Annotated in this window: 17 protein-coding genes; 8 read left to right on the forward strand and 9 right to left on the reverse strand. The window is 71.0% G+C overall.

Features of this window, described 5'->3' with window-relative positions:
• Positions 1-89: 89 nt before the first annotated feature.
• The 8 genes from C3481_RS07060 (at position 90) to C3481_RS07095 (ending at position 9,545) form a co-directional block, all read left to right on the forward strand.
• Positions 90-515 carry an L-rhamnose mutarotase gene (locus C3481_RS07060; protein WP_023952587.1) on the forward strand — a complete coding sequence of 142 codons (426 nt, stop codon included), beginning with the start codon at positions 90-92 and terminating at the stop codon, positions 513-515.
• Complete coding sequence (gene rhaI, locus C3481_RS07065; RefSeq protein ID WP_064956290.1) at positions 512-1,678, forward strand: L-rhamnose isomerase; 1,167 nt, start codon at positions 512-514, stop codon at positions 1,676-1,678. The genes C3481_RS07060 and rhaI overlap by 4 nt, the downstream gene beginning before the upstream one ends.
• Positions 1,675-2,991, forward strand: a complete 1,317-nt coding sequence (locus C3481_RS07070; RefSeq protein ID WP_219817642.1) for an MFS transporter — start codon at positions 1,675-1,677, stop codon at positions 2,989-2,991. Before rhaI ends, C3481_RS07070 begins: the two co-directional genes overlap by 4 nt.
• Entirely contained in the window at positions 2,988-3,848 is an 861-nt protein-coding gene (locus C3481_RS07075; protein ID WP_258039045.1) for an alpha/beta hydrolase, read from the forward strand. Before C3481_RS07070 ends, C3481_RS07075 begins: the two co-directional genes overlap by 4 nt.
• A 29-nt stretch (positions 3,849-3,877) precedes the next feature.
• On the forward strand, positions 3,878-5,914 hold the full coding sequence (locus tag C3481_RS07080; protein ID WP_103841383.1) for a bifunctional aldolase/short-chain dehydrogenase: 2,037 nt from the start codon (positions 3,878-3,880) through the stop codon (positions 5,912-5,914).
• 97 nt (positions 5,915-6,011) lie between these two features.
• A complete protein-coding gene (locus C3481_RS07085) occupies positions 6,012-7,439 on the forward strand; it encodes a rhamnulokinase family protein (RefSeq protein WP_103841385.1) in 1,428 nt (475 codons plus the stop codon).
• Between the two features lie 169 nt (positions 7,440-7,608).
• Positions 7,609-7,830 carry a hypothetical protein gene (locus C3481_RS07090; protein ID WP_036304685.1) on the forward strand — a complete coding sequence of 74 codons (222 nt, stop codon included), beginning with the start codon at positions 7,609-7,611 and terminating at the stop codon, positions 7,828-7,830.
• 104 nt (positions 7,831-7,934) lie between these two features.
• A complete protein-coding gene (locus C3481_RS07095; RefSeq protein ID WP_103841387.1) occupies positions 7,935-9,545 on the forward strand; it encodes a DHA2 family efflux MFS transporter permease subunit in 1,611 nt (536 codons plus the stop codon).
• Here the strand turns inward: C3481_RS07095 and C3481_RS07100 are convergent.
• From C3481_RS07100 to C3481_RS07140, 9 genes are all read right to left on the reverse strand, one after another.
• Positions 9,529-10,374 (reverse strand): transglutaminase family protein, encoded by an 846-nt coding sequence (locus C3481_RS07100; protein WP_064956295.1) that lies wholly within the window; start codon positions 10,372-10,374, stop codon positions 9,529-9,531. The genes C3481_RS07095 and C3481_RS07100 overlap by 17 nt on opposite strands.
• Positions 10,371-11,303: an alpha-E domain-containing protein gene (locus C3481_RS07105; protein ID WP_023952605.1), complete on the reverse strand. Its 933-nt coding sequence runs from the start codon at positions 11,301-11,303 to the stop codon at positions 10,371-10,373. The genes C3481_RS07100 and C3481_RS07105 overlap by 4 nt, the downstream gene beginning before the upstream one ends.
• The gene (locus tag C3481_RS07110; RefSeq protein ID WP_023952606.1) at positions 11,297-12,961 is read right to left on the reverse strand and encodes a circularly permuted type 2 ATP-grasp protein; all 1,665 of its coding nucleotides are present in this window, start codon (positions 12,959-12,961) and stop codon (positions 11,297-11,299) included. Before C3481_RS07110 ends, C3481_RS07105 begins: the two co-directional genes overlap by 7 nt.
• Before the next feature lie 186 nt (positions 12,962-13,147).
• The gene (locus tag C3481_RS07115; protein ID WP_023952608.1) at positions 13,148-14,641 is read right to left on the reverse strand and encodes a cellulase family glycosylhydrolase; all 1,494 of its coding nucleotides are present in this window, start codon (positions 14,639-14,641) and stop codon (positions 13,148-13,150) included.
• Positions 14,642-14,699: 58 nt separating this feature from the next.
• Entirely contained in the window at positions 14,700-16,322 is a 1,623-nt protein-coding gene (locus C3481_RS07120; RefSeq protein WP_103841389.1) for an FAD-dependent oxidoreductase, read from the reverse strand.
• A complete protein-coding gene (locus C3481_RS07125; RefSeq protein ID WP_219817643.1) occupies positions 16,319-17,365 on the reverse strand; it encodes a LacI family DNA-binding transcriptional regulator in 1,047 nt (348 codons plus the stop codon). The genes C3481_RS07120 and C3481_RS07125 overlap by 4 nt, the downstream gene beginning before the upstream one ends.
• A complete protein-coding gene (locus tag C3481_RS07130; RefSeq protein ID WP_103841391.1) occupies positions 17,362-18,459 on the reverse strand; it encodes an ABC transporter ATP-binding protein in 1,098 nt (365 codons plus the stop codon). The genes C3481_RS07125 and C3481_RS07130 overlap by 4 nt, the downstream gene beginning before the upstream one ends.
• Complete coding sequence (locus C3481_RS07135; RefSeq protein ID WP_103841393.1) at positions 18,456-19,499, reverse strand: ABC transporter ATP-binding protein; 1,044 nt, start codon at positions 19,497-19,499, stop codon at positions 18,456-18,458. The genes C3481_RS07130 and C3481_RS07135 overlap by 4 nt, the downstream gene beginning before the upstream one ends.
• A gap of 1 nt (position 19,500) precedes the next feature.
• The gene (locus C3481_RS07140; RefSeq protein ID WP_023952618.1) at positions 19,501-20,421 is read right to left on the reverse strand and encodes an ABC transporter permease; all 921 of its coding nucleotides are present in this window, start codon (positions 20,419-20,421) and stop codon (positions 19,501-19,503) included.
• Position 20,422: the final 1 nt, after the last annotated feature.

The raw sequence follows: 20,422 nt of genomic DNA on the forward strand, positions 1-20,422 counted from the left end.
GGATGTGGGTAAGCGCTTGCCGTTTGTGCTCCCGCGAACAACCCGCTACGCTCGTGAAACGATTCACAACCGCTCACCAAGGAGCCTCGATGACGAGTGCATCTGCCCACCGGGTCTGCTTCTCGTTGCAGATCCGTCCGGACCTGCTCGATGAGTACATCGCCCGGCATACCCCTGTCTGGCCCGAGATGCTGGCGGAGATCGCGGCATCCGGCCGTCGCAACTACTCGCTGTTCCTCGGCGAGGGCGGACGACTCATCGGCTACTACGAGGTCGACGACGATGCCGCGGCTCAGGCCTACCTCGCCGCGTCGCCCGTCGCCGCCCGCTGGGAGGCCGAGATGGCGCGCTTCTTCGTCGGGCTCGAGGGCCGCCCCGACCAGGCCGCCACACCCCTGACCGAGGTCTTCAACCTGCACGACCAACTCGCGGCGGCGACCACCGCCGCGGCCGTCACCGACACGGCCGCCACGACATCCACCGAAAACCCCGACGAAAGCGACGACGCATCGTGAGCACCCTCTCCCCCGACCATTTCGCCCTGCTCGAGCGCCAGGGCATCGAGCTGCCCAGCTGGGCGTTCGGCAACTCCGGCACCCGGTTCCGGGTCTTCCCCACCGCCGGCACGCCCCGCGATCCATTCGAGAAGATCGCGGATGCCGCCGAGGTCAACCGCCTGACGGGCCTCGCTCCCGCCGTCGCCCTGCACATCCCGTGGGACAAGGTCGACGACTTCGGCGCCCTGCGCCGACACGCCGAAGACCTCGGTGTCTCGCTCGGCACGATCAACTCCAACACGTTCCAGGACGAGGACTACAAGTTCGGCGCCCTCACCCACGAGGACGACGCGATCCGCCGCAAGGCCATCGACCACCATCTCGAGTGCATCGACGTGATGGATGCCACGGGCTCGCGCGACCTGAAGATCTGGCTGGCCGAGGGGTCGAACTACCCCGGGCAGAACGACATGCGCGCACGCCAGGACCGCCTGGCCGACTCGCTGCAGCGGATCTACGACCGTCTCACGGGCGAGCAGCGCCTCGTGCTGGAGTACAAGTTCTTCGAGCCGTCGTTCTACCACACCGACGTCCCCGACTGGGGGACGAGCTACGTGCAGGTGGCGGCCCTCGGCGAGCGCGCGATGGTGTGCCTCGACACCGGGCACCACGCCCCCGGCACGAACATCGAGTTCATCGTCATGCAGCTGCTGCGCCTCGGCAAGCTCGGCTCGTTCGACTTCAACTCGCGCTTCTACGCCGACGACGACCTCATCGTGGGCGCGGCCGACCCGTTCCAGCTGTTCCGCATCCTCGTCGAGGTGCTGCGCGGCGGCGGCTTCGACAACCCCGACGTGGTCTTCATGCTCGACCAGTGCCACAACATCGAGGCGAAGATCCCCGGGCAGATCCGCTCGGTGCTCAACGTGCAGGAGATGACCGCCCGCGCATTGCTCATCGACGCCGACGCCCTCGCCGCCGCCCGCACCGCGAACGACGTGCTCGGGGCGCAGGCGGTGTTCATGGACGCCTTCTACACCGACGTGCGTCCGGCCCTGGCCGAGTGGCGCGAGTCGCGGGGGCTTCCCGCCGACCCGATGGCCGCGTACGCGGCATCCGGCTATCAGGAGAAGATCGAAGCCGACCGCGTCGGCGGCACCCAGGCGGGGTGGGGCGCATGAGCACGACCCGCACCCGGCGCCCCCTGAGCGCGTGGAAGGCGACCATCGCCGTCGCCATGTCGAATTACATCGAGGCCGGCGCGATCATCGCGCTCGCCACGAGCCTGACGCTGTGGCAGGAGGCCTTCGGCTTCGACGACGGCGTCGTCGGCATCGTCGCCGCCCTGTCGGCCAACGCCTTCGGCGCGGCGATCGGCGCCGCGATCGGCGGCCCGCTGTGCGACCGGCTGGGCCGGAAGTTCATCTACACCTACGACCTGATCGTGTTCATGCTCGGGGCTCTCGCCGTGACGTTCGCGCCGAACCTCGCGGTTCTGCTCGTCGGCGTCATCCTCATGGGCATCGCGGTCGGCGCGGGCGTTCCGGCGTCGTGGACCTACATCGCCGAGGAGGCGCCCAACGAGCACCGCGCTGCACACGTGGGCACGGCGCAGCTCGCCTGGTCGATCGGCCCCGCGGTCGGGTTCCTCCTCGCCGTCATCGTCGGCCCGCTCGGCCTGCTCGGCTCGCGCCTGATCTTCTTCCACCTCTTCGTCATCGCCGCGGTGACGTGGTGGGTGCGCCGCGGACTCCCCGAGTCGCGCCGGTGGAAGAGCCAGCGCGAGGCCGCGCTCGTCGCGGGCGAGCGCCCGTCGTTCTTCTCCGGCATCGTCGGCCTGCTCAAAGAGCCGAAGAACTGGGGCGCTCTCGCCTTCCTCATCGGCGTCTACGGCCTCTGGAACACCGTCGCCGGCCAGGCCGGCATCTTCCAGCCGCGGGTCTACGACGCCGCGGGCCTGCACGACCCGATGCAGCAGAACCTGCTGCAGGTACTCGTCTGGAGCCTCACCGCCGCGGCGACCTTCTTCGGCTTCATGCGCTTCGGCGACCGGGTGCGCCGCAAGTGGCTCTACCTCGCTGGTGCGGCGCTCGGCGTCGTGGCGTGGGCCGTGCTGATCTACGCTCCCCCGGGCCTGTTCTCGCTGCTGTTCTTCGCCGTCGCATGGGGTGTCTCCGCCGGCGTCGGGGCACAGGCGTTCTACGGCCTGTGGACGGCCGAGCTGTTCGCCACCCGTTACCGCGCGAGCGCCCAGGGCGTGCTCTTCATGCTCGCCCGCGTCATGGTCGGCCTCCTGAGCCTCGTCTTCCCCGTCCTGCTGTCGGGACTCGGCCTCGGCGGACTGGGCGTGATCATCCTCGGCCTGCTCGTCGCGGCGCTGCTCATCGGCACGATCTGGGCACCGGACACCGAGGGCAAGTCGCTCGAGGACATCGAGCTCGAGCGCTACGGCCGGCACGTCCCGACGCCGGCGGAAGAGCGGGTGGCCCGGTGAGCGCCGCCGCCCCGGCCGCGTCCTCCCCCACCTCCGAGGCGGACGGGCTCATCCGGCTCTACCGCGCGACCGAGCCCGACGGAACCGGACTGGTGTGGATGCACGGCGGCGGGTTCGCGTTCGGCGACCTCGACATGCCGGAAGCGGATGCCGTGGCCCGCGGGCTCGCCGCGGCCGGGACGACGGTCTTCTCCGTCGACTACCGCCTCGCCCCGGTCCCGCCGACCTGGGACGGCGCCGATGAGCAGACGGACGACCGCAGCGGCAACCGCTACCCGGCGGCATCCGACGACGTTCTGCGCGCCTGGGAGTGGGCGACGGCACACGCCGAGGAGCTCGGCGTGACGCGTCTCGCGATCGGCGGGGCAAGCGCCGGCGCGAACCTCGCGACGGGCGCGACCCTGCGCCTGCTCGGCGCGGACGGCATCCTGCCCCGCCTCGTCGTGCTGGCCTACCCCACGCTGCTCGCCGTGCAGCCGGCCCCCGGCCCGGCGCTGCGTGCCGCCCTCGCCGCTCACCCCGAGCACGACCGGTTCGGAGCCGACGTCGTCCGTGACATGTACGAGAACTACCTCGGCGGTTCGGTGATCGGCGCGCCGATCGCCGCTGTCCCGGGCCTCGCGTCGGCGACCGAGCTGCGGGGGTTCCCCCCGACGCTCATGATCAACAGCGAGATCGACGAGCTGAGCGTCTCGGGCGACGTGTTCGCCGCGACCCTGCGAGAGGCCGGTGGCGACGTGGAAGTCGTCGTCGAGCCGGGCACCGACCACGGCCACCTCAACCGGCCCGAGCACCCGGGCTTCGCCGCCTCGATGGCACGCATCGCGCGGCGATTCGCCGGCCTCGCCGCATCCTGACCTCCCCTCCCTACCCCCGAAGGAAAGCCATGACCTCCGCCGCAGCCGCCGACCTCATCGCGCGCAGCAACCGCCTGGGCTCCGACCCGAAGAACACCAACTACGCCGGCGGCAACACCTCCGCCAAGGGCACCGACATCGACCCCGTCACCGGCGAGCCCGTCGAGCTGCTCTGGGTCAAGGGCTCCGGCGGCGACCTCGGCACCCTGACCGAGTCGGGGCTCGCGGTGCTGCGCCTCGACCGGATGCGCGCGCTGGTGAACGTCTACCCCGGGGTCGAGCGCGAGGACGAGATGGTCGCCGCCTTCGACTACTGCCTGCACGGCAAGGGCGGCGCAGCTCCCTCGATCGACACGGCGATGCACGGACTGGTGGATGCCGCACACGTCGACCACCTGCATCCCGACGCCGGCATCGCCATCGCGACCGCCGCCGACGGCGAGGCGCTCACCGCGAAGATCTTCGGCGAGAAGGTGGTCTGGGTGCCGTGGCGGCGGCCCGGCTTCCAGCTCGGCCTCGACATCGCCGAGATCAAGAAGCAGAACCCGCAGGCGATCGGGTGCATCCTCGGCGGGCACGGCATCACGGCGTGGGGCGACACCTCGGATGAGGCCGAGGCGAACAGCCTCTGGATCATCGAGACCGCGCAGGCCTACATCGACGAGCACGGCGCGGCAGAGCCCTTCGGCGGCGTGCGCGCCGGGTTCCAGGCGCTGCCCGAGACCGAGCGCCGCGCCCGCGCCGCCGCCCTCGCCCCCACGATCCGCGGCATCGCCTCGACCGACAAGCCGATGGTCGGCCACTACACCGACGCCGACGTCGTGCTCGACTTCCTGGCATCCGAGAAGGCGCCCGCTCTCGCCGCTCTGGGCACGAGCTGCCCCGACCACTTCCTGCGCACGAAGGTCAAGCCCCTCATCCTCGACGTTCCCGCGACGGCAACGGCCGAGGAGCAGATCGCCCGTCTGCACGAGCTGCACGCCGAGTACCGCGCCGACTACCAGGCGTACTACGACGCCCACGCCGACGCGGACTCGCCGGCGATCCGCGGCGCCGACCCGCTCATCGTGCTGGTTCCGGGTGTGGGGATGTTCTCGTACGGCGCGAACAAGCAGACCGCGCGCGTCGCCGGTGAGTTCTACGTCAACGCGATCAACGTCATGCGCGGCGCCGAGGCCCTCTCGACGTACGCGCCGATCTCGGACGCCGAGAAGTTCCGCATCGAGTACTGGGCCCTCGAAGAGGCCAAGCTCCAGCGGATGCCCAAGCCCAAGACCCACCAGGGGCGCATCGCGTTCGTCACGGGTGCGGCATCCGGCATCGGCAAGGCCATCGCCACCCGGCTCGCGGCCGAGGGCGCGTGCATCGTCGTCGCCGACCTCGACCTCGAGAAGGCGAAGGCTGCCGCCGCCGAGCTCGGCGGCACCGACGTCGCGATCGGCGTCGCGGCCAACGTCGCGGACGCCGACGGGGTGCAGGCCGCGATCGACGCGACGCTGCTGGCGTTCGGGGGCATCGACCTCGTCGTCAACAACGCCGGGCTGTCGCTGTCGAAGCCGCTGCTGGAGACCACCGAGAAGGACTGGGACCTGCAGCACGACGTCATGGCGAAGGGGTCGTTCCTCGTCTCCAAGGCGGCAGCGAAGGCACTCATCGAGCAGAGGATGGGCGGCGACGTCATCTACATCTCGTCGAAGAACTCCGTCTTCGCAGGTCCCAACAACATCGCGTACTCGGCGACGAAGGCCGACCAGGCCCACCAGGTGCGGCTGCTCGCGGTCGAGCTCGGCGAGCACGGCGTGCGTGTGAACGGCATCAACCCCGACGGTGTCGTGCGCGGCTCGGGCATCTTCGCCTCCGGCTGGGGCGCCAACCGCGCCGCCACCTACGGCGTCAACGAGGAGGACCTCGGCCAGTTCTACGCCAACCGCACGATCCTCAAGCGCGAGGTGGTGCCCGAGAACGTCGCCGACGCGGTCTACGTCCTCACCGGCCCCGAGCTCTCGCGCACGACCGGCCTGCACATCCCCGTGGACTCCGGCGTCGCCGCCGCGTTCCTCCGATGAACGCGGGCACTCGAGTGCACGGCTTCGCGCCGAGTGCACGGCATCCGCACGCTCCGAAGTCGTGCACTCGGCGGCAGGCCGTGCACCCGAGGGAAGGATGCCGCGCGTGAGCGTGTCGGGGAATGTGGCGGCGGTGGATCTCGGGGCCACCAGTGGGCGGGTCATCGTGGGGCATGTGGGGGCAGACACGCTCGAGACCGAGACGGTCGCGCGATTCGCCAACGACCCGGTGCACGCGGGCGACGGCCTGCACTGGAACCTCGTGGGCATGTACGGCGCGGTGCTGGGAGGGCTGCGCGACGCGTTCCGCACGACCCCCGGCCTCGCCTCGATCGGCGTCGACTCGTGGGCTGTCGACTACGGGCTGCTGCGCGGCGGGCGGATGCTGGGCGAACCGTTCCACTACCGCGACGAGCGCACCGCGCGCGGGGTCGAGAGCGTGCACGCCCGCTTTCCGCACGCCGAGCTCTTCGAGCGCAACGGCCTGCAGTTCCTGCCGTTCAACACGCTGTACCAGCTCGCCGCCGAAGACCCGGAGGTGCTCGCGTTCGCCGACACCGCCCTCCTCGTACCCGACCTCGTCGGGTACTGGCTGACCGGCGAGGCCCGCGCCGAGCAGACCAACGCGTCGACGACCGGACTCCTGCGGGTGCTGCAGGCCTCATGGGACGGCGCCCTCGTCTCGGCGCTCGGCATCCCCCGCGGCATCCTCCCCCCGCTCATCGCACCGGGTGATCGACTCGGCCCGCTGCGGGCGCACGTCGCGGCGTCGATCGGAGCACCCGAGGGCACGCCCGTCACCGCTGTCGGCTCGCACGACACCGCCTCGGCCGTCGTCGCCGTGCCGATGCAGCCGGATGCCGCGGCCTACATCTCCTGCGGCACGTGGGGCCTCGTCGGCGTCGAGGTCGACCACCTCGTGCTCAGCCGCGCCGCGCTCGAGGCGAACTTCACGAACGAGGGCGGCGTCGACGGCCGCATCCGCCTGCTGCACAACGTCATGGGCCTGTGGGTGCTGAGCGAGGCCGTCCGTCAGTGGGAACGGCACGAGGGGCACCGGATCGACCTGCCGACGCTGCTCGACGCCGCACGCGAAGCGGATGGCGTCGTCTTCGACGTCAACGACCCGCGTTTCCTCGCCCCCGGCGAGATGACCTCCCGCATCGACGCGTGGTGCGCCGAGCACGATGTCGCACCGCCGCGCACGCGCGCCGAGTACACCCGGTCGATCGTCGAGTCGCTTGCGCAGGCGTTCGCCGATGCCGTGGCCGACGCCGCTCGCCTCGGCCGCGTCAACGTCCGGACGATCCACATCGTCGGAGGCGGAGCGCTCAACGAGCTGCTGTGCCAGCGCACGGCCGATCGCGCCGGAATGCCGGTTCTCGCCGGCCCGGTCGAGGCGACGACGCTCGGCAACGTGCTGGTGCAGGCCCGCGCCGCGGGGTTCGTGTCGGGCTCGCTCGAGGCGCTCCGCGATCTCGTCGCCCGCACGCACGCACCGCGTCGCTACGAGCCTCGCGCCTAGCCCCAGCGCCTGGCGGCGATACATTCGTCGGACCGGCGGTGCGGGAGTGGCCTCAAGCGGAGGCCGTCACCACTCCCGTCACGCCGATCCGACGGGTGTATCGGCACCACGGCCGGATCGCGTGTCAAGGGGTGCCGCGCGCGGCGACGGCGAGCGTAACGTCGCGCCCATGAGCAGCCACGACAACCCGGCCGGCGGCGCCGGAGACAGCGCGATCCCGTCCGAAGAGCCCACAGGCGACCGTCACCTCGACGATCCCAGCGCCGAGCAGTCGATCACCGACGACGCACCCCGCGGTGGCGATGAGACCACCGAGGACGAGCTCACGGCCGACAACGCCGCCGAGGAGGACATGCTGAAGACGCTCGACCCGGGCGACCCGCCCGCCTGATCCACGGGGTCGATCGAGACGGCCGGTTCCCCGCGGGACCGGCCGTTTTCGCGTTGCGCGAACCACGCCTTGTGCCCGCAATTTTGCTAGCTATTCTAGCAATCATGGAAACTTCGGCACGCCGCCGGTGGGCAGGACTCGTCTTCATCAGCATCGCCGTCGCACTCATCATCGTGGACTCGACGATCGTCAACGTCGCCGTCCCCTCGATCGTCGACGACCTCGGCATCACCTCGACCCAGGTGCAGTGGGTGCAGGAGGCGTACACCCTCGTATTCGCCTCACTGCTGCTCGTCTTCGGCAGCATCGCCGATCGGGTCGGCCGCCGCAGGATGCTGCTGACCGGCGTCGTCGTCTTCGCGCTCGCCTCCGTGGGCGCGGTGCTCGCGTCGACCGGCGACCTGCTCATCCTCGCCCGTTTCGTGCAGGGCGTCGGCGGCGCGATGATCCTGCCGACCACGCTGTCGCTGCTGAACGCGACCTTCCGCGGCCGCGAGCGCGGCATCGCCTTCGCCGTCTGGGGTTCGACCATCGGCGGCATGGCCGCGGTCGGACCGCTGCTCGGCGGCTGGCTGACGACGACGTTCTCGTGGCACTGGGCCTTCGGCATCAACATCCCGCTCGGCATCCTCATCGTCGTGGGCGTCCTGCTCACGGTCGACGAGTCGCGCGGCGGCGCGACGCGGATCGACGTCGTCGGAGCCGTCCTGTCGGTCATCGCCATGGGAACCCTCGTCTTCGGCCTCATCGAGGGACGTACCTACGGCTGGTGGACCGTCGACCAGCGTCCCGAGCTCTTCGGCGCGTCGTGGCCCGGCGACCTCTCGCCCGTCCCGATCGCGTTCGCGGTCTCGGCCCTCGCGATCGCGGCCTTCATCGCCTGGGGCCTGCACCGTCGCCGTGCCGGCCAGCCCACTCTGCTGGCGTTCGGGCTCTTCGGCATCCCGTCGTTCCGCAACGGAAACCTCGCCGCTCTCGTCGTCGCGCTCGGCGAGTTCGGCATCATCCTCGCCCTCCCCCTGTGGCTGCAGTTCGCGCTCGGTTTCGAGGCGGTCCAGACGGGCCTCGTGCTGCTCGCCCTCGCCGCGGGCTCGTTCGTCGCGAGCGGGCTGGCCGGCGCCCTGTCGGGCAAGGTCGCGCCGGTGTGGGTGGTGCGCGCGGGCCTCGCGGCCGAGATCGTCGGCGTCGCCGGCGTCGCCCTCGTCATCGGGCCGGATGCCACCTGGGGTCCGCTCATCCCCGCGCTGTTCATCTACGGCATCGGCGTGGGCCTCGCCACGGCGCAGCTGACCGGTGTCGTGCTCGCCGACGTCCCCGTCGCCGAGGGAGGACAGGCGTCCGGCACGCAGTCGACCGCCCGTCAGCTCGGCGCCGCGCTCGGCATCGCGATCCTCGGAACCATCCTGTTCTCGACGACCTCCGGCGCCCTCGCGACGCGACTCGACGATCGGGGCATCCCGCCCGAGCAGCGCGATGAGGTCGTCAGCGCCGTCGTCGAGAGCGCGGGCGGTGCGATCGCGGGCCTCGAGGCCTCACCGCAGACCGCCGAGATCGCGACCGACGCGAAAGCCGCCCTCTCCGACGGCACGCGCGCCGCGAGCTTCGCCGCGGCCGGATTCCTCGTGCTGGGCCTCGCCGCGACGGCATCCCTCGGCCGGGGCACCCGCCGCGAGGCGGATGAAGCGGATGCCGCCGAGGTCACGCCTCGCGGGTGATCGTCACCGTGACGTGCAGGGCGCTCTTGTACGGCCCCGCGAACACCCCGCGCAGCGGCGGGACGTCGTTGTAGTCGCGCCCGCGCCCGACCAGCACGTGCCGGTCGCTGATCTCGACGTTGTTCGTCGGATCGAAACCCTGCCAGTCGCCGGCGAACCACTCGATCCAGGCGTGCGACTCACCCGTCACCGGCGCACCGACCTGCGCGTCGGGATCGGGATGCAGGTATCCCGAGACGTAGCGGGCGGGGATGCCGACGCTGCGCAGCGCCCCGAGGGTGATGTGCGCGATGTCCTGGCACACACCCTTGCGCTCGGGCCACGACTCCGCCGCCGTCGAGTGCACTCCCGTGACGCCGGTCATGTACTCCACGGCGTCCCCGATCGCGATCGCGATCGCGTGCGCCGCCGGCCCCGGCTCGTCGTGAGACGCCGCGATCTCGCGGGCGAGCTGCACGACCTCCGGATGCGGCGCGGTGCGGGCGGTCTGCCCCAGCTGCTCGACCGTGTGGATCGAGCGCTCGGTCTCGGCGGCCAGCTCCTCCCACGAGATCTGGCGGTGCTCGATGGGGCGCGGCCGCACCTCGACGAGCGAGCGGGCCGTGATCGCGAGCGAACGGTGGGCGGCCAGCACGTCGAACGCCGCGACCCGGGTGCCGAAGTAGTCGACGTAGTGGTTGACCGCCGTCGTCGGGTCGATGTCGAGCTGCGAGCTCAGCACGAACTGGCTGTCGGTCGAGCTCGGCAGCATCCGCGCCTCGTTGTACGACGCGGCGACGTCGCCGGGGTAGGTGAACCCGGTCGTGTGCTCGATGCGCAGACGCTTCACGAGGTCTCTCCGATCCAGTTCGGTTCCGCCGCGGTGGGGAAGAAACGGCTCCGGATCGCCTCGGAGGCCTCGCGGGTCACCTTCTGCACGTTGTCCATGTGCTCGGGCAGCTCCGACAGGATCTCGCCCAGCGGCCGGTACTCGAGGTCGTTGCGGATGCGGCCGAGCGCGCGGAGCACCGCATTGGAGTGGCCCACGCGGTCGGCGACCGGGTCGATCGCACTCATGCATTCCTCGGCGCGCTGGATCGAGTGGATGATCGAGCGCGGGAAGAGCCGATCGAGCAGCAGGAACTCCGCGGCGTTGCGCGCGCTCGGCATGCCGCGGTAGGTGCGCAGGTACGCCTCGTACGCGCCGCAGGAGCGGAGGATCGTCGTCCACGACGGGCCGGACTCCTCGGTCAGCGACCGGGTCGCGAGCAGCCGCGCCGTCATGTCGGTGCGCTCGATCGAGCGTCCCAGCGTGAAGAACTGCCAGGCCTCGTCGCGGCTCGTCGACGAGTCGGTGACGCCGACGGCGAGCGCCGCGCGCTCGCGCACCCAGTGGAAGAACTCGTGCACCTTCTCGGCGTTGAGCCGCCGCGGCATCCGGGAGTAGGTCGTGTTGAGGGTCTCCCACAGCTCGGTCGAGACGATCTCTCGCGCGCGGCGGGCGTTCTCGCGAGCCGACTGCAGCGAGTAGGCGATGCTGGACGGGTTGGTGCGGTCGACCGCGAGCCGGGTCAGCACGTCCTGACGGGTCACTGTATCGAGGCCCTCGGGCGGGAACGACCCCATGACCGACAGGAGCGACCGGCAGGCGGTGTCCTCGTCGATCCACGGGTCCTCGAGCAGCAGCTGCAGGTGCACATCGAGGATGCGGGCAGTGCCGTCGCTCCGCTCGATGTAGCGTCCGATCCAGAAGAGGCTCTCGGCGATGCGGCTCAGCACGTCGCACCCCCGGTCTGCTGCTGCTGCTCCTGCTGCTCGCTCAGGCCGCCGGGATGGTCCTGCGGAGAATGGGCCGGCTCGTCCTGCTCGTCGTAGATGATCGGGATCGCCTGCGTCGACGCCTGGTCGGCCACGAGCCCGGCGAGGTTGCCCTGGCTGTACTCGGCCGTCCGGGGCGCATCGCCTCCGACGACCCACGTGTCCTTCGATCCGCCGCCCTGGCTGGAGTTGACGACGAGCTGGCCCTCCGGCAGCGCGACGCGGGTGAGGCCGCCCGGCAGCACCCACACCTCCTCGCCGTTGTTGACCGCGAACGGGCGGAGGTCGGCGTGGCGGGGACGCATGCCGTCCTCGACGAGCGTCGGGATCGTCGAGAGCATGACGACGGGCTGCGCGATCCAGCCGCGCGGGTCGGCGAGCAGCTTCTTGCGGAGCTTCTCGAGTTCGGCGGGTGAGGCGTCGGGCCCCACCACGAGCCCCTTGCCGCCCGAGCCGTCGACCGGCTTCACGACGAGCTCGTCGAGGCGGTCGAGCACCTCCTCGAGCGCGCCCGGGTCTTCGAGGCGCCAGGTGTCGACGTTCTTGAGGATGGGCTCCTCCGCGAGGTAGTACCGGATGAGGTCGGGGACGTAGGTGTACAGCAGCTTGTCGTCCGCGACGCCGTTGCCCACCGCGTTGGCGATCGTGACGTTGCCCAGGCGCGCCGCGAGCATGAGCCCCGGAGCGCCGAGCATCGAGTCGGCACGGAACTGCAGCGGGTCGAGGAAGTCGTCGTCGACCCGACGGTAGATGACGTCGACGCGCTGCGGGCCGCGCGTCGTGCGCATGAACACCTTGCCGCCCGAGCAGACCAGGTCGCGGCCCTCGACGAGCTCGACGCCCATGAGACGCGCGAGCAGCGTGTGCTCGAAGTACGCGGAGTTGTAGACGCCCGGGGTGAGCACGACGACGTTGGGGTCGTCGACTCCGGGAGGGGCCGAGGCGCGCAGCGCCTGCAGCAGCTTGTTCGGGTAGTCGCCCACGGGGCGCACCCGCATCGAGACGAACAGCTCCGGCAGGGTCTGGGCCATCACCCGGCGGTTCGAGATGACGTAGCTGACCCCCGAGGGCACGCGCACGTTGTCTTCGAGAACCCGCATCTCGCCGTGCTCGTCGCGGATGAGGTCGATGCCGGAGACCTGGATGCGCACGCCGTTGGCGGAGCGGATACCGGCCGCCTGACGGTAGTAGTACTGCGAGGAGGCGATGAGCTTCGCCGGCAGCACACCGTCGCGGACGCAGAACTGGTGGCCGTACGCGTCGTCGAGGAAGGCCTCGAGGGCGCGCACGCGCTGCTTCACGCCCGACTCGACGTGCGACCACTCGTCGTAGTCGATGACGCGGGGAACGGCATCCAGCGGGAAGGGCCGCTCCTCTCCCGCGAAGTCGAACGTGACGCCCTGCGCGAGGTACGAGCTCGCGAGCGACTCGGTGCGTCCCCGGAGCTCCTCCTGGGTCATCTGCGCGAGCGCCTGGTAGAGCTCGCGGTATGCCGCACGCGAGCTGCCCGGAGCGGGCAGAGTGCCCGAGACCTCGAACATCTCGTCGTACGGCGGCACCCCCGTCACGGTCTTGCGCGGCGTCAGCGTCGAGCCGTATCCGTCGAAGAGGTCACCCATGGTTGCGAGCCTAATCCGGGCTGTGTTGCGTCAGTATTTCCCGGTTCGTTTCGCTCGCCGGGTTGACATCCGGCGCGCAGGTTCGGCGATACATCCGTCGGACCGGTGGGGCTGGTGTCGTCCCGCCGTCGGCGGGCGTTGACACCAGCCCCACCGGTCCTGCAGCTGTATCGCGACGAGGCGAGATCAGCCGCGCACGGCGAGCTCGTAGACGCGCGCGATCTTGGCCTCGGTGGTCGAAGCCGAGGGGTTCGTGACCACCAGGCGCACCGCTTCGACGCCGTCGACCCCGATCGCGACCTCGCGCGCCGCCTGCGTGTTGCCGGTGATGGCGGCGACCTGCTGCCATCCCGCTGCGGTGCGGACCTCGACCGTGAAGTCGACCAGCACGACGCCGGTTCCGGCCCCGCCGCCGAACCCGCTGTAGACGCCGAGCGAGCTCACCCGCTGCGGCGCGGCCAGCTCGATCGTCGCCGTCGGCGTCGCATCGCCCACCGCCGAGAGCCACCGGCCGGCGTCGGTGCAGTCGCCGTCGACGAGGCGCGAGCCGGGGAACGCCGCGGAGTACGTCGATGACACCGTGACCGCGGCCCCGAGGCCGTCGTGCGAGGCGCACGGCGAGACGTTGGGCAGGCCGCCCAGCCAGTCCTTGACGAACTGCCCCTGGTGCTCGCCGCCGAGGATGTTCCAGTCGTAGTCGAACATCTGCGGCTTCCAGAAGTTGTCGAGGATCCATGCCTGCCACCCGATCCACGGGCGCGCGTCGAGGTAGGTGCGGAACGGCACGCCCCAGTTCGTCGTGGTCCCCGCCGTGATGCTGTCGGAGAACTCCCCGGGCGGATTCCACCCGAACTCGGTGATGACGACGGGAATCTGCTGTGCGGCGTTGCCGAACTTGCTGTCGAGCAGCGCCGTCGTCGGTGCCCCCTGGTTGGGGTAGATGTGGAACACGTAGGCGATGTTGCCGCCGGCGATCGGGTCGGTCACCGCGCCGTTGACGAACGTGCTCCACTGGGGCGAGCCCATCAGCAGCAGGGTGTCGGGCGCGGTCTCCCGGATGCCGTCGACGACGGGCTGGATGTAGGCCTTCCACGTCGACCAGCTCGCGGGGTTGATGGGCTCGTTGAAGACCTCGAAGACGACGTTGGTCACATCGCCGTACTGCGGGGCGACGTAGTCCCAGAAGCGCTCGACCGTCGAGCGCGGCACCGCACCCGCCCCGTCGCCGTAGTCGCGGACGAGGTGCAGGTCGATGATCAGGTAGATGCCGAGGTCGACGGCCTGCTGCACGTACGGCGCGATGTACTCGGCGTCGTAGGCGGCGAGGTCGGTGGTCGCCGAGATCTCGGTGACCGGCAGGCGCACCACCTTCGATCCCCAGGCCGCCGCGAGATCGATCATCTCGGAGGTCGGACGCGAATCGCAGTAGTCGCAGAGGTCGTTCTGCTCGGGGGCGAGCACCGACACCCCGCGCAGGGCGACATCGGCGCCGGTGGCGTCGACGACGCGGTTGCCCTGGGTCGACAGCGCCGGGAGCGACCCGTCGGCGACGGCCGCGGTGGGTGCGGCCCACGCGAGGCCGGCGATGAGCGCGACCGCCGAGACGGCGGCGCCGAAACGTCGCCGCAGGCGTCCGCGCCGGCGCGCGGCGGGATGGGGCGGGTGGGAGAGAGGGGGCATGGATCCGTCCTTCCTGACACGTGCGCCGGCCTCGTCGCCGGCGCACGATCCCGACGCGTCAGCGCGACGGGACGATGTGGCGGGTTCGTTCCCGCGGCTTCCAGTGGTGCGTGCGCACCTCTTCCGGCCAGCGCAGCGTGATGCCGAGCCGGCCCGTCAGCACCCGGCGCAGGTCGTCGAGCAGTCGCGGCTGCGCCCGAACGGCGCGCGGCGGCACGCGTTCGGCGAGCGCGACGGCGGCGAGTGCGGCGACGGCCTCGCCGATGCTCCACTCGACCGGATGCAGCCGGTAGCAGCCGTTGGTGATGTGGGTCGAGCCGATGTTCTTCGCGGCCGGCAGCAGATTGTCCACGCGCACCGGCAGCAGCGCGCCCAGCGGGATCTGGAACGGGTACGACTCGATGTCGACGTACGTGCGACCCGCCGTCGAGGGATGCAGGTCGATGCGGTAGTGCCCGAGCCCGACGCTGTCGTCGAACACGGCGCTCCCCACCCCTGCACCGCGGGCCTGCACCCCGACGTGCTGCTCGAGCACGCGGAACTCGGTCACCGCGCGGCGCGCCTCGCGGATGTAGACGCGGTCGGCGTACCCGTCGGCGGTGCCGGTGACGTCGCCGCGCAGGCGGAGACCCGGATATCCGGTGCCGCCGTCGTGACGGGGCGCCTCGGTCTGCATCCAGTAGAGGAACGACTCCGACAGCTCGCGGCTCGCCGCGCGGGCCCGATCGGCCGCTACGGCGTCGACCCCGAGGAGCGGTGCCTCCCAGTAGTCGATCTGCGGCCAGTTCACGAGCGTGACGTCGGAGATCCCGCCGGTGAAGTTCGCGGCGGCGAGCACACGACGGTACCGCCACAGATCGAAGGGCACCTCGGGGGTGTCGATCTCCTGGAAGAGCGGCCGTGTGCGTTCGTGCAGGCCGATCGGTTCGATGTCGGTCCACGACAGCTGCGGCCCCGGCCAGAACGCATCGACGTGCGTCCGCCAGTGCTCGTAGCGCGCGGGTCGGTCGCCGACGTGGTCCTCGCCCTCGCGGTGCTCGATCGCGAAGCACCACGACACCGCCTGCTGGTCCATCGGATCGGCGACGGCCGGGGCGTGCAGCTCGCCGGTGTCGTCGGCCCCCTCGGCTCCGATGACGTGTTCGACTCGCGCCAGCTCGAGCAGGTCGCCGAGCTCGGTGGCATCCACGACGATCGGGGCCGTCAGCACGATCTCCTCCCCCGTGCTGCCGCGGACGACGACAGCCTCGATCCGGTCGCCCACGACCTCGACGGCGACCGGCTCGTGGTCTCGCAGGATCCGCAGTCTCCCGGTCGCGAGCCACGGCGCGAGCATCTCGTCGATGACCGCGTCGGCCACACGAGGCTCGTGGCAGAGCCGGCTGACGATGCCGCGTCCCGGGTTGAAGACCTGCTCGGCCGCCGCCTCCGCGGTCACGGGGTAGTTGCGGCGATAGTAGTCGCGCACACGCCTCCGGAACTCGGCGTAGCTCGGCGACGTCGTCGGCTGCTCGATCCAGGCGTGCTCGTCGGGCGGCACGGCCTGGGAGGTCAGCTGCCCGCCGAGTCTGCCCGATTCCTCGGTCATCACGACCCGCAGGCCGAGGCGGGTCGCGGTGATGGCCGCGGCCACCCCGCCGACGCCGCCTCCGATGATCAGCAGGTCGATCGGCTCGGTCATCCTCGTTCCTCCTTAACGCGGGCGACCGTGGCGCCGGCGACCACCTCGCACGCGACGAACGTGCTCTCGCGGGCGGCATCCGGATCGTCCACCATCTCGATGAGGCGGTCGACGGCGATGCGCCCGATCTCCTGGCGCGGGATGCGGAGGTCGTCCCATCGCACGTCCCCGGCGCTGGTGTCCTCGAGGACGGCGACCGAGACGTCGCTGGGGATGTCGACGCCGCGCTCCGTCAGCCGGGTGCGCAGCTCGGCGGCGACGCGCTCGCTCTCGGCGACGGCGGCGGTGCACAGGCCACCCGCGAGAGCGTCGACGACCTCGTCGGGCACACCCGCCCGGCCCTCGCGGTACCCGGGCGATGCGTCGGCGATGCCGAGACGAGTGACCGCCTCGGCGTACCCGGCGCGGCGGTCCTCGTAGGGTTCGACGTCGATGGAATCGCGCAGATAGACGAGGTCGCGATGCCCGAGCTCGTGCAGGCGTCCGACGATCTCGGATGCCGCTGCGCGGTAATCGGGGATGATGCACGGGATGTCGGCGCCCGGCACATCACGCCGGCCGATGTGGATGAAGGGGTATCCCTCGCGCCAGAGCTTGGCGAGCTCGTCGCGGTCGGGCGACACGCCCAGCAGCACGCTGCCGTCGGCGATGCGCAACCGGTTCGTCTCGTCGCGGTAGATCCGGCGTCCTCCGGCGCCGTCACCGGTCGAGCTGAACAGCACGAGGTCGTGACCCGTCTCCTCGGCGCGCTGCTCGATGCCGAGGAGGAACTCGACGTAGAAGCCCTCGCGGGCGTTCGGGAAGAGCGGCTCGAACGTGTGCACCCCCAGCAGCTGCGTGCGCGAGCCGCGGAGGTTGCGGGCGACCGGGTTGGGCACGTAGCCGAGCTCGGCGATCGCCTCGTGGATGCGCCGCCGGGTCTCGTCAGGGATACGCGCGGCGTCGCCGCTGATCACGCGTGACACCGCCGACTGCGACACCCCGGCGAGGCGGGCCACGTCGGACTGGCGGATGGAGCGCGGGCGCGCGGCGGGCGTGGTCACGGGACCTCCTCGGTCAGGGTGCGGGAGACGAGCTGCGTCATCGATGAACCGGCGAGCTCGTGCCCGCGACCGACGTCGTGCAGCCAGCAGTCTGCGCCATGGTCGGGCCCCACGGCGATCCTGGGCGGACGCGTCGTCCGGCACTGCTCCATCGCGAACGGGCACCGCCGGTGGAAGCGGCATCCGCTCGGCGGGTCGATCAGGCTCGGGGGCTCGCCCAGGTCGTCGGCCGATCCGAAGACGGCGTCACGATCGCGGTCGGGGTCGCCCTGCGGGTCGGGCGACGACTCGATGAGCAGCTTCGTATACGGATGCTGCGGATCGGCGATCACCGCCTCCTTCGGCCCCATCTCGACGATGCGGCCCGCGTACATCACCACGATGTCATCGCAGAGGTAGCGGGCGCTCGCGATGTCGTGGGTGATGTACAGCAGGGCGAGACCGTCCTCGCGACGAAGCCGGTCGAGCAGATTCAGCATCTCCAGCCGGATCGAGACGTCGAGCATCGAGATCGGTTCGTCGCCGAGGAGGACACGAGGCTCGACGGCGAGCGCCCGCGCGATCACCACGCGCTGGCGCTGACCGCCCGACAGCTCGTGCGGGAACTTCTCGAGGTAGTCGTCGGCCGGGGTCAGCGCGACGCGTTCCAGCAGCTCGCGCGCGCGGCCGAGTCGCTGTGCGCGCGAGAGCCCGCGGTGGTGCAGGCGGATCGCCCGGTCGATGTTGTGCCGTACGCGGTGCAGCGGGTTGAGCGACCCGAAGGGGTCTTGGAAGATCAGCTGCACCGCCTTCCGGTAGGCGAGCTCTTCCTGACCGGTCGGCCGCTCGACGGGTCGCCCCTCGAGGCGGACGGTGCCCGAGGTGGGTTCGTAGAAGCGCGCGAGCAGCCGCGCGAGCGTCGTCTTGCCGCTCCCGCTCTCGCCGACGACGGCCGTGACCCGGCCGGGGACGAGCCGGAGCGTGATGTCCTCGACCGCGTGCACGGTCGCCTTGGCGCCGAGCCCCGAGGTGACGGTGAAGTGCTTGGTGACGCCGACGGCCTCGAGCACGGGCGCGGGCGCGATCGGGGGCTCGATCGTCGTGGTCTCATTCATGAGCCGACCTCCTCGGGTTCGCGCAGGTGGCAGGCGACGGACCGTTCGCCGTGCGGGGTGAGCTGCGGCAGTTCCGACCGGCAGCGGTCGAACGCGTGGGGGCACCGGGGCGCGAACGGGCAGCCCGCGGGGAGCAGACGCAGATCGGGCGGCGTTCCCGGGATGCCCTCGAGCCGTTGGATCGGCGCGTGCAACGGCGGGAACGAATCACGCAGCCCCTGCGTGTACGGATGCAGCGGCGAGCGGTAGATCTCGCGCGACGCCGCGAGCTCGACGATGCGGCCGGCGTACATGACGGCGATGCGGTCGGCGAGCTCGAGCAGCAGCGACAGGTCGTGCGTGACGAACACGACGGCGAACCCGAGCTCGCGCCGCAACCGCAGCACCTGGGCGAGGATCTGCCGCTGCATCACGACATCGACCGCCGTCGTCGGCTCATCCATGACGACGAGCTCGGGTCGGCACGCGAGGGCCAGCGCGATGGTCGCACGCTGCCGCATCCCGCCCGACAGCTCGTGCGGGAAGCTCCGCGCACGGTCGGCCGAGATGCCGACGAGCCCGAGCAGCCGCCGCGCCTCCTCCCACGCCGCGGCCCGGCTCATCGAGCGGTCGTGGGTGCGCAGCACGTCGACGAACTGCTCGCCGACTCGGGTGACCGGGTTGAGCGCGTCCATCGCGCTCTGCAGCACGATCGACAGGCGCGTCCAGCGGAGCCCCCGCAGCCGCCGCGGGCTGAGCTGGACGAGATCGATCCCCGCTCCGCCTTCGCGAGGGTGGTAGACCACGCTTCCCGCCGTCGTGACAGCCGGCGGCCGCTGCAACCGCGTGAGCGCCGTGATGAGCGTCGACTTGCCCGATCCCGACTCCCCCACGACACCGAGGATCTCGCCGCGCTGCAGGTCGAAGGTGACATCGGCGCACGCGCGCACCGCGCCCGTCGCTCCGGCGTACTCGACCGTGAGCCCCCGCACTTCGAGTAGCACGTCCGAGCCCGCGGCATCCGAGGGCGCCTTCGGTCGTCTCTCCTGGATCATCGTCATGTCATGCCCTCTCTGCACCGGTCGTCTCGAGCACGGCGGCCTCACGACGCACCGAGGCGGTGCGCTTCGCGACGCGCCGGCTCGCCGCCCGCAGCTTGGGGTTGGCGAGCTCGTCCACGCCGAAGTTGATGAGCGCGGCGGCCGTGCCGACCAGAGCGATGCACAGGCCCGGCGGCACGAACCACCACCAGAGCCCGCGCAGCACCGCGCTCTGCTGCTGCGCGGCCTGGATCATGGTGCCCCAGCTGATCGCCGACGAGTCCGAGACCCCGAGGAAGGCGAGCCCGGCCTCGGCCATGACGGCGCCGATGAGGCCGCCGAGGAACATCGACGCGATCCAGCCGTAGAGGTGCGGCAGCACCTCGACGAAGATGAGGCGGCGGTGGGGCTCGCCCAGCATCCGCATGGCCTGGACGAAGTCGCGGTTGCGCACGCTCATGGCCTGTGCACGGAGCGTCCGCGCCCCGCCGGCCCAGCCGAACACGCCGATGATGATCGCGATCATGACCAGGCCCGTGCCCTGCAGGTAGCCGGCCACGACGAAGATCAGCGGCAGCACCGGCATGACGAGGAAGATGTTGGTGAGGAAGTTCAGCAGGTTGCCCGTCGTGCCGCCGAAGTAGCCCGCCGGCACACCGACGACGATCGCGATCGCGGTGCCGATGGCCGCCCCGAGGAAGCCCACGAACATCGAGCCCCGAGCGCCTTCGATGACCTGCGCGAGCACGTCCTGACCGAACTGGGTCGTACCCAGCGGATGCGCCGCGCTCGGCGGGGCGGCGATCGCCGAGATGTCGTTGGCGCGGGCGTCGAGGCCGAGCGCCGACAGCAGCACGGGCCCCAGCAGCGCGAGCAGCACGAAGAACGCCAGCACGACGACTCCGAAGAGCACCTTGCCGTTGCGGAGCAGGGAGGCACGCATG

It is taken from the genome of Microbacterium sp. Ru50 (assembly GCF_002920555.1).
GTDB lineage: Bacteria > Actinomycetota > Actinomycetes > Actinomycetales > Microbacteriaceae > Microbacterium > Microbacterium arborescens.